The following is a 16396-nucleotide window of genomic DNA, read 5'->3' on the forward strand; positions in this document are numbered from 1 at the left end:
ACGAGTGCCGATCGCGGAACCGAACGCTACACCCGCCACGCAGGGCACCGCTGGATGAGCGGAAAGTGACCGGGAGATAAGGTCGAAACCGTGGGCATCATCCGGGACATGCAGCGCGAGCACGCCACCCAGACCGCCGCACAGCAGCGGGCGGGCACGGCAGCGACGCAGCAACGTGAACTCATCCGCCGCAACCACGACCTGGCCGTGGCGGCCGCCCAGCAAGCGGCTCGGAACGCCGAGCGACAACGGGAACGCCAACGCCTGTACGCGGAGGCACGAAGCGCCGACGCCGCGTCACTGAACGCCGACGTGCGGGCCCGCCTGTCCGACCTCGACGCCCTGCTGTTGTCCACTCTCGACGTGGACGACCACATCGACCTCGACCGGTTCAAGAAGCCGCTGCAGGTGCCACCGTTCGACCCGGGCCCGCTGGGCCGGCCCCACCCCGAACCGTCATGGGACAGCTACGCTCCGCCCGAACCGCGCCGGCTCGGCAAGGTGCTGGTCGGCGAGAAGTCCCACCAGCAGCACACGGCGAACGCGCGGCAGGCCTACGAGCAGGCGCGCGAACGGTGGATGGAGGCGGAGACCCGCCGGCGGCAGCAACTGGCGGCGCGTCAGCGGGCGTACGAGCAGAAGATCAAGAAGTACGAAGCCAAGATCGCGACCTACAACGCCGAGGTCGACCGGTTCGCCGCGGCGGTGGCGAACGCCGACCCGGCCAGCGTGGTCGAGTACTTCGCGATGGTGCTCGGCAACTCCGTCTACCCGGACGACTTCCCCCAGCACTTCCGGCTCGCCTACCTGCCGAAGCAGAAGCACCTGCTGGTCGAGTACCACCTGCCGCCGGTCGAGGTGATCCCGGTGGTCAAGGACTACCGGTACGACCGGGTGCGCGACGACGTGACCGCGGTGCCGCGCGACGAGGCCGAGATCCGCCGCCGCTACACCGAGATCATCGCGCAGGTGTCGCTGCGGACCGTGCACGAGATCGTCGAGGCCGACCGCGGCGGACTGGTCCAGAACGTGTCCTTCAACGGCATCGTGGACACGATCGACCGGCGTACCGGCGAATTCGTCCGGCCCTGCCTGGTCTCCCTGCGTACCCAGCGCGAGGTTTTCGCGGCGATCAAGCTGCGCCGGGTCGATCCGGTGGCGTGCCTCAAACACCTGCAGGCGAACCTCTCCGAGTCGCCCGACGCGCTGGCCGGCGTGACCACGATCCTCGACTTCGACCGCGAGGCCGACCAGGACCTGACCGGCGAGTTCAACGTGCTGGCCGAGATCGACGAGCGGCCCAACCTGCTGGCCATGAGCGACGACGAGTTCGGGCAGACGCTGGCCGACCTGTTCGGCAACATGGGCCTGGAGATGGGCCCGGCCGGGCGGGAGGGCGCGGGGTCGCGCTGGTGGGTCGCGGTCGATCCGCGACCGGTCTTCGGCGGCACGATCGTGGTGTACGCGACCCGCGGCGTCCCGGCTGACGGCGAGACGGCCCGGGCGCTGGCCGAGGAGATGACCGCCACCGGCGCCACCAAGGGCATCCTGGTCACCACCGCCGGTTACGAGCCCGACGCGCTGGAGGTGGCCGCCGGTCGCCCGCTGGAGCTGATCGACGGCACGGCGCTGCTCACGCTGCTGTCCGAGTACAGCCGGCTCAAGGCGCGGCTGGAACCGCCGGACTGATCTCGAGCTCGGCGATGCGCTGCCAGACCGGGCGCATCGCCGCGTCCGGCTCACGGGCGAAGATGCTGCCCCGGATGCGGACGAAGACACAGTTGCCGACCCGCTCCAGCACGGCCTGCCGGCGCATGTCGCTCTCCCACTGCTCCGGCCCCTGGTACGCGTCCCCGTCGCACTCGATGGCCAGCCGCCGGCCGTCCGGCGCGTTCAGGACGAAGTCGATCCGGTACGCCCCGAGCCGGAACTGTGGCGTCGGCCGGTAGCCACGCTCGGTGAGCCGCCGGTGGACGTCGCGTTCGAAGTCGTTCTCCGGCTTGGCCTCCTGGACGGAAGCGGCGGCCGGCTCGTAGTTGAGCAGCAACGCCCGGGCGTCGTCGGCCACGAGTTGCGACGCCTGCACCGAGTGGTAGATCCACAGCTGGTCGCGGGCCCGGGACGCGGCGACGTTGATCCGCCGGTGGTACTCGCGCCGGGTGAACGCGGCCACCCGTCCGTCCTTCGCGGACACCACCATCGACACCAGCACCACGTCGCGCTCGTCGCCCTGGAACGTGTACGCGTCGCCGACCCGCAGCCGCCGCGCCTCCATCTCGTCCTCGCCGATCGCCTCGCGGATGCGCTCCAGCAGCAGGGCCGCCTGCCCGCTGGTGGACAGCAGGCTGATCACGCCGAGCGACTTGCCGCGGTAGGCGGGGTCGGCAACGATCGCGGCGACCTGCCCGACCAGCGCCTCGGCCTCGGCGAGATTCACCTCTCCGTACGGCTGAAGGGTCTGTCTCGTTCCGTCGACGGCGATCTTCCTGATCGGCGCCAGGGCCGGCCGGTCGGCGCGCAACGGCATGATCTTGCCGTCGTAGTAGTGCTTGGACGAGAACTCGATGATCTGCGGTACGCAGCGGAAGTGCTCGGTCAGCAGGATGCGCTCGGGCGAGCGGCGCACCGCGTGGTCGTACAGCGACGACTCGGGGTCGAAGTGTTCGGCCGACGGCACGTCTTGAAGATGACTGTGGATCAGGCCGGTCACCGAGCCGACGAAGCTGAGCTGCGGTCCGATCTGCTGGTCGTCGCCGACCACCACGGCCCGCTCGGCCAGCGCCAGCACCGGCAGCGCGAACAGGTCGGCCTGCGACGCCTCGTCCACGATGACCACGTCGAAGTGAGCCCCGCCGGCGAACTGCTCGATCGCCCGGTCGACCGACATGACCCAGACGGGCACGGCTTCGACGGCCGACTCCATGGCCCGCTGGGCGTGCGCCTGCCACGCCGCGGCCGTCCGGCCCGTACCCTTGCCGATCTTGCGAAGCGCCGTGGTCCAGTCGGCGAGGGCCGCGCGGCGCCGGTCGTCCAGCGCCCGGGACACCTCCAGCCAGGCCGAGGCGACCACCAGCTCGCCGGTCAGCAGGCGGATCTTCTCGCGCGCCGCCTCGACCCGCCGGCCCAGCACCGCCGGGTCCACGCTGCCGGCCACCACGTCGAACCAGGTCTGCGCCCGCCGCCAGGCCCACGCCCGCAGGCACGCGTCGCCGGACACCGCGGGCACCTCGCCGGCCTCGATCAGGTCGGCCCACTCGGGCGCGGCCTCGGCCAGCCGATTGCGCAGGCCGATGTACTGCTCGACCTCGGGGCGCAGGTCCAGCCGGCGCTTGATCTCCGCGCGCTGCTCGTCCCAGCCGTCGAGCTCCCGGAACGTGTGGCTGAACCGCGGCCAGCGTTCCAGCGCCCGGCTCGTCCCGGCGATCCGGGCGTCGACCTCGTCGAGATCAAAAACCGCGGGCCCCTCGCTGAGCAGGCTCTCCACGGCGGCCAGACGTTCGGCGTCCCGGTCCAGCTCTTCCTGGGGTACGAGCAGACGGAGCCGTGCCGACAGATCCGGCCAGTGCTTGGTGTCCCAGTCCAGCGACTGCGCGGCGTCGGCAAGCAGCGTGCCCGCCCACGACTCGGCGTCGGCGCCCTGCTCCGGGATGGCGAGCCGCTCGATCCACTCGGACCAGTGATCGGCCAGCCGCCGCCTCGCCTGCAGCCGCCTGACGTGATTTGTCGCGATGTCCACATCGTCGGTCGTGCGCAGCGGCTCGTCGTCCACCCGGGTTTCCGCCGCCAGCTTGTGCAGGCCCGGTTGCATCAGCCGGCTCACCGCTCGACCGGTCGCGAAACGCTGCCGTAGTTCGGCGAGCTGCGACAGCAACTGCTTCGGGGCCGCGACCTGCGCGGTCACCCGATGGCCGGCCAGGCCCCGGGACAGCTCGGCCAGCTCACCGAGCAGCACCGAGGTGGCGGCCACATGGTCGGACCACAGGCGCTGCCAGTGCGGGTCGTCGAGCAGGCGGCCGAGGCGGCCGGTCCACGAACCCTCCCGGCGGCGCAGCCACAGGACGGCCTCGTGCAGGTCGTTCAGCAGGTCGGCGTACGCGTCACGGCCGTGCTCGCGTACCGCATCGGGGTCGAGCCCTCGGGTCTCGAAGCTCTCGGTCTCGGCCAGGGCCGCGTCCCGCCGGTCTCGATCGTCCCTGGCCTCGCCCGCCGTCGGCAGCACCGCGACGTCGGGCAGGGGCCGCATGGCGGCGGCGCGATCACCCGCGTCGAGCCGGTTCGCGAGCTCCAGCAAGGTGGCGAACTCGTCGGCCCCCAGCGGCGGATCACCCGCGACCGGATCCGGGATGCCGCCGTCGGCCGGCGCGCGTTCCCGCAGCCAGGCGCCGACCTCGGCCGGCGACAGATCGGCGCCGTCGATCACATAGGTGGCCGCCTCGTTCTCGGCGATCGCGCGCAGGTTGCCCAGCGTCCGGGCCAGCTCGTCCTCGGCGTCCTCGAGCTTCCCGGTGAGCCGCTCGACCCGGGCCGCCTCGGCGCGTTTGTCCAGCGTGGCGGCCCGGTCGGAAAGCTCGCGGGCGGCCAGTTGCAGCTGCACGAGCTGGTCGGTGGTCCGCCCCAGCACGGCCAGGCACAGCGCGCGGATGCCCTCGGGCAGGCCGTCCCGCAGCACCCGCAGCGGATCCTCCTTCTGGGCCACGACCAGCACCCGCTTGCCGTTGGCCATGAGGTGGCAGATCAGGTTGCGGATGGTGTGCGTCTTGCCGGTGCCCGGCGGCCCCTGAACCGCCACGTTGCGGTGCTGGGCCAGCCGGCGGGCGATCGACTCCTGCGCCTCGTTGGTGGGCAGCGGCATGAGCAGCCGCTCACCGACCCGCGTCCAGTCTTCCGGCTTGTCGTCGGGCAGGACCAGTTTGGACGGCTCGTGCGCGACGATCGCGGACAGCGACCCCGGACTTCCACCGTTACGCAGCCGCTCACGCAGGTTCTCCAGGAACCCGCGAAGCTGCCGCTGCTTCGGCCGGGCGAAGATCACGCCGGTGTCGACGATCCGCGTCGTGCCCGCCGGCCCGTCGATCCTCTTGTCGTATCCCAGCCGGGCCATCGCCCGTTCGAAGAGCTCGCGGCGGTCCAGGTCGTTCCAGAGGTCGGCCTCGACGATGCCGCCCGGCCCCGCGATCGCGAGCAGCTGGGCCAGGTAGCGGTCGTCGGTCCCGGTCAGCGCATCGGTCTGGAGCCGGCTGGGCCCGTTCGGCGACACCGTGATCAGCGACCGGTCCGGCTCGTACTCGATCATCACCGGCGTGGCGACCAGCGGATAACGCACCTTCTGGTCACCGATCACGGTCTCCAGCACACCGTGCCCCCACACCAGTTCGGTAGTGGCGGCGCTCATGTCCAGCAGGTGCATCAGGTCGAACAGCCGCCGGTGCAGCACCCGGGTCTGCTCGATCTCGGCGGTCAGCTCCCGCCAGGGCCGCCAGTGCTCGTCCTTCCACCGCTCCAGCAGGGCGTCATCGGTGTCATTGCGCTCGAAGCCGTCGCGCAACTCAGCCGGCACGTCCACCGGCCCCGGCAGTTCCGGCAGCCCCACCCGCAGCCAGCTGGCCGTGCCCTCGGCGGGCCCACTCTCGACCCGCCCCGGCAACGCGTCGATCCAGACGGTGTCACCAGGCACAACGCGAGCCGGCCGCTCCATCGACGCCCGCACGGCCAGCAGGTAGTCGGCCACCGAAACGGCACGATCCCGAATGACCTGCGGCGACTCCATTCCCCCGAGGCTAGCCGACCGGGTCAGCCGCCTTCGCGGTGCCGGAGGCGGCCCGGCGGGCGCGGTTGACGTCGATCAGCTGGTCGAGGGACCCGAGCGTGCGGGTCAGCCCCGCGACATGGGTGGTGAGCCGTTCCTCGACCAGCCGCTCGAACGCCGCGTCCGACGAGGCCCGCTAGAGATCTTGTTCGTTCTCCTCCGGGTCGCGACCGACCGCTGAACGGCCGCCGTCGACCGGGAGCACGGCGCCGTTCAGGAAGGAGGCGGCGTCGGACAGCAGGAAAGCCACCACCTCGGCGACCTCGGCCGGCGTGCCCATGCGGCCCAGCGGCTGGAGCAGGCGGATCTCGCGCTCGAAGGACGACCGGTCGGCGGCGCCCAGGGACGCCAGGTGGGAGTCGGAGCGGTCGGTCGCGATCGAGCCCAGGGCCACCGCGTTGGTGCGGATGCCGGACGGGCCGTAGTCGACGGCCAGCGCTCTGGTCAGGCCCTCGATGGCGGCCTTCGCGGTCGCGTAGGGCAGGGCGCCTCGGACGGGGCGCTGCGCCTGGTGGGACGACACGTTGACGATCGCGCCGGGGGTGCGCTGGGCGAGGAAGGCCTGGATCGCCGCGGCGCTGCCCACGGCCACCGGCGTCAGGTTGCGGGTGATCAGGTCCAGGACCGGGCCGGCGCCGTCGTGGAGCCAGGCGTCGTGAAAGACCGCCGCGTTGTTGACCCAGCCATGCAGAGGGGTCGCTGATCCGGCTGCGCGTGCGGCCACGGCCGGGTCGGAGGCGTCGCCGATCACCGGGGTCATCTGCTCGTGGTCCCAGTCCAAGGGCGAGACGTCGAGTACGACCACCGGCGCGCCGGTCTGCAGGAGGCGGGTCGCTATCGCTCGGCCGATACCGCGACCGCCGCCGGTCACCACGTATGCCATGGCGGCGGATTGTCGCAGACGCGTGGCGCCCGCGGGCCGGTCCGGCCGAAGACCGCCCTCCCTGGCGGCTGCCGTCACTGCGGTTCGTGCTCACCTCATGGCCTAGCGCTATATTGTGCCGGATCAATGGAAGCGCTCCCAAACCTCACTCGTCCTGAGGAGCAACTGTGATCCGGCATCTTCTTCTCGCCGCGGCCCTCGTCGTGGCGCCCGCCTCTCCTTCCACTCCGGCCTTCCTCGCCGCCGAGTCCGAGCTGGTCGTCAACGGCGCCTTCGACGGCACCGTCGCACCCTGGTATTCCAGTCCACCGAACGCCATCGACCTCTCCTCGGGGCACGCCTGCCTGGCCGCGCCCGGCGGCACGGCGAACCGCTGGGACGTCTCGATCGGACAGAGCGGGCTCGGCCTCGTCGAAGGCACCTGGTACCGCCTCCGGTTCTTCGCCAGCGGCACCTACGTCGCCCGCGCGATGGTGGGCCAGTCGGCCTCGCCCTACACCACCTACTTCGAGGAGAACGCGCTGCTCACCGAGGGCGGCGGCACGTTCGAGTACACGTTCCGGGCGCCCCGGATCCTCGACGGCGACTCTCAGGTCGCCTTCCAGGTCGGCGGCAGCCCGGAGCCGTGGCGGTTCTGCCTCGACGACGTGTCCCTGGTCGCCGGCGTGCCACCCGCGCCGTACGCTCCCGACACCGGCCCGCCGGTTCGCGTCAACCAGGCCGGCTACCTGCCCTACGGTCCGAAGAACGCCACCCTGGTCACCGAATCGACCACGCCGGCCACCTGGGAACTGCGTCGCGGCCGCGCCATCGTGGCCAACGGACGCACCAAGCCGCGCGGCGTCGACGTCTCGAGCGGCCAGAACGTGCACTCGATCGACTTCAGCCGCTTCCAGGGGCGTGGCATCGGCTTCACCCTGACGGCCGGCGGCTTCACCAGCCGGCCCTTCACGATCGACCCTTCCGCGTACGACCGGCTGAGCACCGACGCGCTGAAGCTCTACTACACGCAGCGCTCCGGCGTAGAGATCCGTTCCGACCTGCGCCCCGGCTACGCCCGCCCGGCCGGCCACGTCGACGTGCCCCCGAACCAGGGCGACGGCAACGTCCCCTGCCAGCCCGGCGTCTGCGACTACCGGCTGGACGTCACCGGCGGCTGGTACGACGCCGGCGACCACGGCAAGTACGTCGTCAACGGCGGCATCTCGGCGTGGCAGCTGATGAACCAGTACGAGACCGGGGCATCCCGGGCCCGCTCCCTGGCCATTCCGGAGAGCGGCGACGGCGTACCCGACCTCCTCGACGAGGTGCGCTGGGAACTCGACTTCATGCTCGCCATGCAGGTGCCGGCCGGGCAGCCGCTGGCCGGCATGGTGCACCACAAGATCCACGACCGGAACTGGACCGGTCTCCCGCTCTGGCCGCACCTCGACCCCGAACTGCGCGAGCTGCACCCGGTGTCGACCGCCGCCACGCTGAACCTGGCCGCCACCGCCGCCCAGGCCGCCCGCCTCTACGGTCGCTTCGACCGCCCGTTCGCCGCACGGTCGCTGGCCGCCGCGCGTACCGCCTTCGCCGCCGCGGTCGCCAACCCCGACCGTCTCGCCTCCGACCAGGACGGCGTCGGCGGCGGCACCTACAGCGACGCGCAGGTGGGCGACGAGTTCTACTGGGCCGCGGCCGAGTTGTACCTGACAACCGGCGAGCAGCAGTACGCCGACCGGGTGCTCGCCTCGCCGTACCACACCGCCGACGTCTTCGGCCCCGGCGCGTTCGACTGGGGCAACACGGCCGCCGCCGCCCGCCTCGACCTGGCGCAGGTCCCGAGCCGGCTGCCCGGCCGCGCCCGGGTGGTGCGCTCGGTGGTGCAGGGCGCCGACAAGTACGTGGCCACGCAGAAGGCCCACCCTTACGCGGTCCCGTACGCGCCCCCGAACAACTCGTGGGACTGGGGTTCGAACAGCCTGGTCCTCAACAACCTGGTGGTGATCGGTTCGGCCTACCACCTGACCGGCCGCCCCGCCTACCGCGACGCCACCATCGAGGGCATGGACTACATCCTCGGCCGCAACGCCCTGAACATCAGCTACGTCACGGGGTACGGCCAGGTCAACGCCCACAACCAGCACAGCCGCTGGTACGCCCACTCGATCGAGCCGACCATGCCCAACCCGCCCGTGGGCACCCTGGCCGGTGGCCCCAACAGTTCCCTGCAGGACCCGTACGCCCAGAGCAAACTCACCGGTTGCGTGGCCCAGTTCTGCTACATCGACCACATCCAGAGCTGGTCGACCAACGAGCTGACCATCAACTGGAACGCCTCCCTCTCCTGGGTCTCCGCCTTCGTGGCCGCCCAGAACGGCGGCTGACCCCCGCACCACCCCGGGCGGTGGCCTCGCGCCGCCGCCCGGGCCGGCCCTTCCCTGCGAGCTCTTCGCGCTCTCGAGACCATGCTCGACATCGTGTCCCGCCTGGTCGACGGGATCACCGCGAAACAGTCCTGAGCCTTGCCCGTCAGGGGAACTGCATGCGCCGCGGGCGCGGGATCACCGGCGGGGGCAGCGGCAGGTCGTCGAGGTGGCTCCAGTTGAGGATGCCGTTGTCGGTCGACTTCACCTCGCCCAGGCAGGCGCGGAGCAGGCCGACGTGTGGCGCTCCGGCATAGCCGGCGATGACCACCTCGGGCTTGGGGTCGATGCCGGCGATGGCCGCGCAGATCTTGGCCACCTCACGCTCGTCGACCGCGTCGAGCGGCAACGGCGTCTCGGCGGGCGGCCGGCGCCACGGCGGACCGAAGCGGCGGAGCAGCTCGCGGGCGAGCCGGCCGAACGAGCGGCCGACCTCGGCGTCACGCATGGACTCACGAGCCGACTGGCCGTAGCACCAAGGCACCACGACATGTCCGTTGATCACCACGAGCTGGTAGATCGACTTCGGGACACTGATGATCTCGGCGCCCGGCAGCGTTCCGAGGAAGAGGACAAGCTCTTCGTACGGAAGCGGCCAACGCGGGTTGGCGAGGATCCGTTCGGTGGTCTGCGTGGTGTGGGGGTGAGCGTTCACTTCACGGTCGATCGCCGTGCTCAGCGCCTCGGGAACCCGGGTCCAGAGTTCGGCGGCGACCTTGTCACCGAACTGCTCGACCACCCATTCGCTCGGACCGACCAGAACGTCTGGACGCATTCCGTACCACCACCGTCCGTGTCGCTGGCGCTACTGCTGGCTAGAAGAGTTCCACCTCCGGTGATCGACTGGAAGAGGGAACCTGCGGCTTCCCAAAAACGCTCGTGAATGAAATCCAGTCGATCGCTCAATCCGCTGTTTCGACACTGGATCAGCAGGCCCCAGGGCCGCGAAACATGCAACTTGCACGGCGAACCGCTCGTGCAAGTTGCATGCCGGCTTCGCTATTCGCCCCAGCAGATCTATCCAACCGCACCCATATTTCACCATGGTGTCCAGCATGCAAACAAAGCTTCACCACGACTCTGCGCAGCACCAATGCTTCCACTATGCAATGATCACGAATCACTCAACCACCACAGTGGACAATGATCAAGGCGCCCGCGAGATCGCCGACCCACCGACGATCGACATCGACCGCTGTCACATTCCTGACACTGTGCATTTCCGGGCCGACATCACGCTCGCCAAGATCACTTGATAAGGCAATCAATTTCGGTCAGCCACAGGGCCCGGCAGCCATTAGGAAGGGTTCTTTCCGACCGGTAGATACGGCAGCCACAGGTCGCGGTGTTCGTCGTCCGGCGTAGTGCCCTCCGGCATCATGATCATGCCAAACTCCGGATGACTCACCGCAAGAAGCAGATCGAGCGACTGGACGAGCGCGGTCAAGATCGGAGCAGCGGACAGCTCGCCGAACAACAGCCTGGCCTCGGCCCGCTGGATCTCCTCGTCCCGTCCGGTGTAGCCAACGTCGAGGACGATCGGGAACGCGTCGATGAACGACCGCTCCGCGTTGGTCCGCCAGTCGGTTTCCACCGCGTTGCGGTACAGCTCGCCGCCCACCTCGCCCGGCCCCAGCCGAGCCGCCCGAACGAGAATCAACTGGTCACGACGCCCATGGCGGATCTCCAGCCCGGCGAGCGGCGCGATCTGGACCGCCAGCGCCTCGGGCGACAGCTCGGTCATCAGGTAGATGTGCTCCTGCGTCGACACGCGTCACACCACTCCTGTCATGGCATCTCGATCATCGTGCCATCGCCCAGGATGAAACGTATCCGATCCGGGAGGGCGGTCCCGTTCGAGGTGTGCTTGCCCAGCGCGCGGTGATAGCCGTGACGAGCCACCTCGTCGGAGAGGCCCACCTCGCGGCCGTCGAGCACGACGTTGCCTCCCCCACCCGGCGCGACCTGCTCACCAGCCAGGGTGATGTTCCGGCTCACCGCTCCGCTGGTCGCCGCCTGGAGCGTCTTGAACTCGGTGACTGTGCCCGGGTCTCGCGGCCCGGTGCGCACCATGGCGTCCGGATTCTTCAGGCCGTCCACCTCGATGCGTTCCCGTGGGTGGACCATCTCGCCCTCCACGGCCAGGCGCTCGGCGATCGCCGTCTCCTTCGGCTCGAATCGCCGCGCCGGATCATGCACTCCCGGACCGAAGTCCTCGCCGAGTGGCGCCTTGTGCAAGCCACCGTCGAAGCCCGGATCGCCGGGACGCGGCCCCTTGGCTCCGCCCGACCCAGCGTCACCACCGAGCGTGCGCTTCAGGAAGTCGATCAACCCGCGTAACCGCTCACCGTCACCGATCAGCTTCCGCAGACTGGCCAGCAGCCCTCGCAACCACCGAGCGATCCGCGCTCCCCACGCCGCGCAAAGGGTCGCGACCTGCTCGGCCACCAGCGGCGTCGCCAGCCCGCCCGTGGCGATCACCTCACCCGCGTACACCACCAGCCGCGACACCACGGTCGCCACCGCATCGCGGACCATCAGCCGAACCGTGCCGATCAGCGCCCCCGCACCTTCGGTGAGCAGCGCCATCGTCTCGGACGCCCGGCCCAGCGCCCGCAACGCCTGCTGCCGGCCCGAGGCCCAGCTCCGGTACGCGTCCCCCGCCGCGCCGGTCCACTCGGCGACCTCGTCCCGCACCGCCCGGCCGAGCGCCTCCGCCTCCCCGCCGAGCTTCGCCGCCACACCGCGCCACGCCTCCGCCTGCGCCGCGATCGCGACCGGGTCACCGGCCAGCCAGTCGAGCGCCTCAGAGAGCGGCTTGACGTGTTCGATCAGCCACGCGATGCCGTACTGGAGCAGCGCGCCGACCGGATCCGACATCAGCGCGAGCCCGTCCAGCCCGGCGCTGACCACGCCGATCGTGCCGTCCACCCAGCTGCCGTCGCGCACACCCCGGGCGATCAGCTCGATGTCCTCGGCGATCCAGACACCGGCCCACGGACTCGGCTCGCTCATCAATCCGACCCGGCCGGCCCCACCGAGCGCGACCGGGACCACGTGCCCGCCCACCGCACCGCCGACGCGTTCCCGACATCTGCCGCCCGGTAGTCGGCAGCCGTCGCCCGCAGCCGGGAACCGGTGTCGCGCAACGACTCCGCCGCCGCGTCGATGCCGTCGACCAACGTGTCCCGCATGACGTTGAGCAACGCGGGCACCATCACGCAGAGCTGCCCGTACGCGTCATCGCCGACCCGCGTGGCCGCACCCGCCCGCGCCGCCGCGCCCACCTGCCCCGCGATCGTCTCCACGCGGCCGGCGTGGGCCACGAGGTCGCCCGGACGCACCCCGAACCGCTCAGACATCGCGCGCCGCGTACGCCCCGAGCACAGCCCGGCCGGTCTCCGAGTCGGCGCCGACCGTCTCCTCGGTGCACTCCGTGACGAGCGTGGCCAGCCTCGCCCGCGCCGCCCGCACGGTCTCGAGGATCGCCGCCGCGGTCTGCGCCGCCGGCCGCTGCCGGATGCCCTCGGCCAGCTCGAGCGCGGTCACGCCGGTCGCGTTCACGGTCACCGTGATCAGCTTGTCGCGGCTCGCCGCCGACGCCGTCAGCCCGGTCAGCCGGGACGCCAGATCACGCGCCTCGGCCGCCCGTCTTTCCAGGCCGGCCTGCCACTCGTCCACCCGCCGCTCCGCGGCGTCCAGGTCGTCTCCGTCAAACATGCGCTCACGGTATTGAGCAACCATCCGACGTTCCGGTGCCCTGTGGACAGAAGCCGCCTGTGGACAACCCGCCCCCGCCGCAGGCGCCGTGCTATGCCGGGTCGGGCGAGCCGGCCACCGTGACCTTGGTGTTCTCGGCCGTGGCCGACCAGCGCTTGGCCCACCCGTCCCGGCAGGTCGCGAACTCCGCGTCGGACAGGCCATAGGTCGACACGATGACCTGCACGGCATTCGTCGTGGCGGAATCGAGCGGCCGGTTGCCCGCCGCCACGACCAGATGCCCGTCGGGGTCGACGGTCCAGGCCACGCGGGCGCCGACCCGCTGCCAGTCCGTGTCGGCCAGGCCCAGGGCCTCGCGGCCGGTGCTCTCGCCGGTCAGGTAGATCGTCCGGCGTACACCCGGCGGGTGGTGTTCGAGCAGGAAGCGCAACTGCACCAGGAAGGCCTTCCAGCCCTCCTCGATCGCGTCGAAGTGGTCGGGGCCGGTCGCCGCCGGGCCCTCCCGCACCGCACGCACCAGGCTGCCCGCGCCGTCCGCGACGATCTCCAGATAGGACCCGTCGGCCCAGCCCATCCGCTTCTCGCGGGCGACCTTGGTCACCGCTTTCACGAAGATCTGCTGGATCTCGGCGCCGAGCCCCACATAGTCCCAGCCGAACCACCGGTGCAGCACAGGCGGCTTGGTGACGGCCTCCCACACCCGGTCCCGACCGGCCCGGATCGGCATCTCGACCTCGTACGCCTTCAGTCTGCGCTCGTGAGTCACCCACCCATCCTGGCCAATCTCGATCGGTCACGCCACGCCGCGGCGGCCGGCGTCGATCGGCGAGCGCATCCCCGCCCGCAGCCCGGAACTGATCGTGGCCCGCGTCTCGACCCGCCCCAGGCCGCATCGCCACGCCGCCGTCCCCAGCTCGCGTCGCACGTCGGCCGCCGGCAGCAGCCCGGCGCCGACCAGCCGGCCCAGCCCGAACGCCGCCCGGTTGAGGGTGTCGTTGCGGGTGCCGATGGGAGCGTTGGCCACCCGCTCGACCGCCGCCGCCAGCGCCGCCTCGGCATAGCGTTCCGGGTGGCCGATCGCCTCGCCGGGCGGCTCGTAGGCCGGGCCCCGAACCAGATCGCGCAACGCCGCTGACGCCTCGGGCAGCGAGCCGCCCGGCCGCCGCAACCAGGTGTAGGCGGAGCCACTCGCGTGCCGCGACGGCGGCGCCACCACATAGCCACCGGCGCCACGCCAGTCGAGACCGGGCAACAGGCGCACCCGGTTCCCGTACCCCAGCGGCCGGAACCAGAAGTGCCAGCCGCCACCGCCCGTGCGGACCTGGGGACCCGGTGGCATCGCGCCGCCGAGGAGGTGGCGCAGCGCGTGCCACCCGGTCACCGAGTCGACGTCGGCGACATCCATCACCACGCCCGTGACCAGCCCGAGATTGGCTTGCGGCCAGCGCGAGAACCACAGCTCGATCTGGCGCGGGTCGGTGCTCGCGTCGCGCAGCCCGTGGCGCGGCAGCGGGTGCTTCCCGGGCCGGTCGCAACCGGGTCGGCCACATGAACAGCCTCCATCCGCGGCAGGGTTGTACACCGGCAGGACCGGGAGGCCATGCCGGGCGTAAGCGAGCGCCGCGGTGAGGGACATTAGAACAAATGTACGACGCCGACAAGTTGTCCACAGGTCCAAGGGGAACTGTCGGACGTACGAGTTACGGTCTCGTCCGTGCCCATCGCAACGCTGCCCCTGAGCCCATCCGTCGAGGCCGACCAGGTCGTCGGCGCGGTCCTGGCCGACCTCGCCACCGGCGACCACCGCGGCGTGGTCGTCGACTCGCCACCCGGCGCCGGCAAGTCCACCCTGGTCGTCCGCGCGGCCGGCGAGCTGGCCGCGGCCGGTGAGCCGCTGATGATCGTGGCGCAGACCAACGAGCAGGTCGACGACCTCATCGACCGGCTCGGCGCCAGGTCGCCCGAGACCCCGGTCGGCCGGTTGTCGGCGGTCGACTACGCGCCATCCGACCGGGTCCGCGACCATCCGCGCTGCCGGGTGGGCGCCAAGGTCACCGACCTGGGCAGCCCGGCGGTGACGATCGGCACGGCCGCCAAGTGGGCCACGGTCACCGAGGGGCTGTGGCCGTGGGCGATCGTCGACGAGGCCTACCAGATGCGGTCCGACGCCCTGCTGAGGGTGGCGCCCCGGTTCGCGCGGGCCTTGTTCGTCGGCGACCCCGGCCAGCTCGACCCGTTTTCCACGGTCGACGTCGACCGGTGGACCGGCCTGTCGTGGGACCCGATGCAGAGCGCGGTCGCGGTGCTGCTGCGACACAATCCCGATCTTCCGGTGCACCGGCTGCCCGTCTCGTGGCGGCTGCCGGCGTCCGCGGCGCCCGTGGTGGCCGAGGCGTTCTACCCGTTCACCGGCTTCCGCTCGGGCACCGGGCCGGGCGACCGCACCCTGTCCTTCACCCGGCCGGCCTCGTCACCGCTCGACGAAGTGCTCGACACGGCCGCAGCGACCGGTTGGGGATTGCATGAGCTACCGGCCCGATTCACCGTGCGCACCGACGCCGAGGCCGCGGCCGCCTGCGCTCAGCTCGCCGCCCGGGCGTTGTCGCGCGACGGGCATACCGAGGCCGCTCCGGTGACGCCGGCCCGGGTGGCGATCGGGGCCGCCCACCGCGACCAGGCCGCCACGATCCGCGCGCTGCTCCCGCCCGAGGCCGCGGGGGTCACGGTCGACACCGCGAACCGGCTTCAGGGCCGCGAGTACGACCTGACGATCGTCCTGCACCCGCTGTCCGGCCGGCAGGACGCGACCGCCTTCCACCTGGAGTCCGGCCGGTTGTGTGTGCTCACCTCGAGACACCGCAACGCGTGCGTGGTCGTGGCCCGGGCCGGCATCGCCGACCTGCTCGACGCCCACCCCTCGACGGAGCCGGTCCACCTCAACGTCCCGGTCAAGTTCCCCGACGGCTGGGAGGCGAACCAGGCGATCCTGGCCCACCTCGCCGCCGTGGCGCGGGCCTGATCATGATGCTCGTGGCCGCGGCACCGTCGACCTCACCCGAACCCCGGTCTCGGTGATGGTCGCCGTCCACCGGCCGTCGCCGGAAACGATCGCCGCCTCGGGATCGCCACCGGCCACCGGGCGGGCGCCGTCGAAGCTCAGGCGGGTTGTCCGGGCCGTGCAGGCGTGGGGCGTCTGGTCGGTCAGCTCGCCTCGGCGCGACCAGATGCGCAGCGTGCCGTCGGTGCAGGCGGTGGCGATCCGGGTGCTGGTCTCGTCGATCGCCACGGCGGTCAGGTCGGCCGGGTGCTGGCGCTTGAGAATCAGGCGGCCGGTGCGCAGGTCGCGAACCTTCAGGTGCTCGCCGCCGACCGCGGCAAGCAGCGTGCCGTCGGGGGCGAAGGCGACCGCGCGAACCGGGCTGCCGAGCAGATCGTGCACGAAGTGGCGCAGCGGCCGGCCGGTGTCCACGCGCCACAGACCGACCAGGCCGTTCGAGCCGCCGATGGCGAGCAGGGTCGCGTCGGGGCTGAACGCCAGGCTCTCGCAGCGGCAGTCCTCGAAAGTGACGGCGAACACAC

14 protein-coding genes are annotated in these 16396 nt (G+C 71.3%); 4 read left to right on the forward strand and 10 right to left on the reverse strand.

Annotated elements, in window-relative coordinates; genetic code table 11:
• Positions 1-90: 90 nt before the first annotated feature.
• Positions 91-1689: a restriction endonuclease gene (locus AB0O15_RS39575; protein ID WP_364330361.1), complete on the forward strand. Its 1599-nt coding sequence runs from the start codon at positions 91-93 to the stop codon at positions 1687-1689.
• Here AB0O15_RS39575 and AB0O15_RS39580 read toward each other — a convergent pair.
• The gene (locus tag AB0O15_RS39580; RefSeq protein WP_364330364.1) at positions 1661-5767 is read right to left on the reverse strand and encodes an AAA domain-containing protein; all 4107 of its coding nucleotides are present in this window, start codon (positions 5765-5767) and stop codon (positions 1661-1663) included. The two genes, AB0O15_RS39575 and AB0O15_RS39580, sit on opposite strands and share 29 nt — an antisense overlap.
• A gap of 175 nt (positions 5768-5942) precedes the next feature.
• The gene (locus AB0O15_RS39585) at positions 5943-6689 is read right to left on the reverse strand and encodes an SDR family oxidoreductase (protein WP_364330367.1); all 747 of its coding nucleotides are present in this window, start codon (positions 6687-6689) and stop codon (positions 5943-5945) included.
• Between the two features lie 167 nt (positions 6690-6856).
• Between AB0O15_RS39585 and AB0O15_RS39590 the strand changes: the two genes are divergently transcribed.
• Positions 6857-9058 carry a glycoside hydrolase family 9 protein gene (locus AB0O15_RS39590; RefSeq protein ID WP_364330370.1) on the forward strand — a complete coding sequence of 734 codons (2202 nt, stop codon included), beginning with the start codon at positions 6857-6859 and terminating at the stop codon, positions 9056-9058.
• 145 nt (positions 9059-9203) lie between these two features.
• Here the strand turns inward: AB0O15_RS39590 and AB0O15_RS39595 are convergent, their stop codons facing one another.
• Positions 9204-9872 (reverse strand): hypothetical protein, encoded by a 669-nt coding sequence (locus AB0O15_RS39595; RefSeq protein WP_364330373.1) that lies wholly within the window; start codon positions 9870-9872, stop codon positions 9204-9206.
• Between the two features lie 280 nt (positions 9873-10152).
• Here AB0O15_RS39595 and AB0O15_RS39600 point away from each other — a divergent pair, with 280 nt between their 5' ends.
• Complete coding sequence (locus tag AB0O15_RS39600; RefSeq protein ID WP_364330376.1) at positions 10153-10353, forward strand: hypothetical protein; 201 nt, start codon at positions 10153-10155, stop codon at positions 10351-10353.
• A gap of 41 nt (positions 10354-10394) precedes the next feature.
• Here the strand turns inward: AB0O15_RS39600 and AB0O15_RS39605 are convergent, their stop codons facing one another.
• The 6 genes from AB0O15_RS39605 to AB0O15_RS39630 form a co-directional block, all read right to left on the reverse strand.
• Positions 10395-10868 (reverse strand): hypothetical protein, encoded by a 474-nt coding sequence (locus AB0O15_RS39605; RefSeq protein WP_364330379.1) that lies wholly within the window; start codon positions 10866-10868, stop codon positions 10395-10397.
• A gap of 17 nt (positions 10869-10885) precedes the next feature.
• Positions 10886-12112, reverse strand: coding sequence for a WXG100 family type VII secretion target (locus AB0O15_RS39610; protein WP_364330380.1), 1227 nt, complete (start codon positions 12110-12112; stop codon positions 10886-10888).
• Positions 12112-12459 carry a type VII secretion target gene (locus AB0O15_RS39615; RefSeq protein WP_364330383.1) on the reverse strand — a complete coding sequence of 116 codons (348 nt, stop codon included), beginning with the start codon at positions 12457-12459 and terminating at the stop codon, positions 12112-12114. Before AB0O15_RS39615 ends, AB0O15_RS39610 begins: the two co-directional genes overlap by 1 nt.
• Entirely contained in the window at positions 12452-12817 is a 366-nt protein-coding gene (locus AB0O15_RS39620; RefSeq protein ID WP_364330385.1) for a YbaB/EbfC family DNA-binding protein, read from the reverse strand. Before AB0O15_RS39620 ends, AB0O15_RS39615 begins: the two co-directional genes overlap by 8 nt.
• 91 nt (positions 12818-12908) lie before the next feature.
• Positions 12909-13583 (reverse strand): activator of HSP90 ATPase, encoded by a 675-nt coding sequence (locus tag AB0O15_RS39625; protein WP_364330387.1) that lies wholly within the window; start codon positions 13581-13583, stop codon positions 12909-12911.
• Positions 13584-13610: 27 nt separating this feature from the next.
• Positions 13611-14453 (reverse strand): bifunctional DNA primase/polymerase, encoded by an 843-nt coding sequence (locus AB0O15_RS39630; protein WP_364330390.1) that lies wholly within the window; start codon positions 14451-14453, stop codon positions 13611-13613.
• 84 nt (positions 14454-14537) lie between these two features.
• Here AB0O15_RS39630 and AB0O15_RS39635 point away from each other — a divergent pair, with 84 nt between their 5' ends.
• Complete coding sequence (locus AB0O15_RS39635; protein ID WP_364330519.1) at positions 14538-15836, forward strand: AAA family ATPase; 1299 nt, start codon at positions 14538-14540, stop codon at positions 15834-15836.
• On the opposite strand, the gene AB0O15_RS39640 is transcribed toward AB0O15_RS39635, so the two are convergent.
• Positions 15837-16394, reverse strand: a complete 558-nt coding sequence (locus AB0O15_RS39640) for a hypothetical protein (RefSeq protein WP_364330393.1) — start codon at positions 16392-16394, stop codon at positions 15837-15839.
• Between the last annotated feature and the right edge of the window lie 2 nt (positions 16395-16396).

This window comes from Actinoplanes sp. NPDC089786, from assembly GCF_040684855.1.
Classification (GTDB): domain Bacteria; phylum Actinomycetota; class Actinomycetes; order Mycobacteriales; family Micromonosporaceae; genus Actinoplanes.

Excerpts from the sequence above, each read along its gene's own strand:
- AB0O15_RS39580 (WP_364330364.1), bottom strand. The coding sequence starts at position 5,767 with ATGGAGTCGCCGCAGGTCATTCGGGATCGTGCCGTTTCGGTGGCCGAC.
- AB0O15_RS39595 (WP_364330373.1), bottom strand. The coding sequence starts at position 9,872 with ATGCGTCCAGACGTTCTGGTCGGTCCGAGCGAATGGGTGGTCGAGCAG.
- AB0O15_RS39610 (WP_364330380.1), bottom strand. The coding sequence starts at position 12,112 with ATGAGCGAGCCGAGTCCGTGGGCCGGTGTCTGGATCGCCGAGGACATC.
- AB0O15_RS39615 (WP_364330383.1), bottom strand. The coding sequence starts at position 12,459 with ATGTCTGAGCGGTTCGGGGTGCGTCCGGGCGACCTCGTGGCCCACGCC.
- AB0O15_RS39585 (WP_364330367.1), bottom strand. The coding sequence starts at position 6,689 with ATGGCATACGTGGTGACCGGCGGCGGTCGCGGTATCGGCCGAGCGATA.
- AB0O15_RS39600 (WP_364330376.1), top strand. The coding sequence starts at position 10,153 with ATGCAAACAAAGCTTCACCACGACTCTGCGCAGCACCAATGCTTCCAC.
- AB0O15_RS39630 (WP_364330390.1), bottom strand. The coding sequence starts at position 14,453 with ATGTCCCTCACCGCGGCGCTCGCTTACGCCCGGCATGGCCTCCCGGTC.
- AB0O15_RS39620 (WP_364330385.1), bottom strand. The coding sequence starts at position 12,817 with ATGTTTGACGGAGACGACCTGGACGCCGCGGAGCGGCGGGTGGACGAG.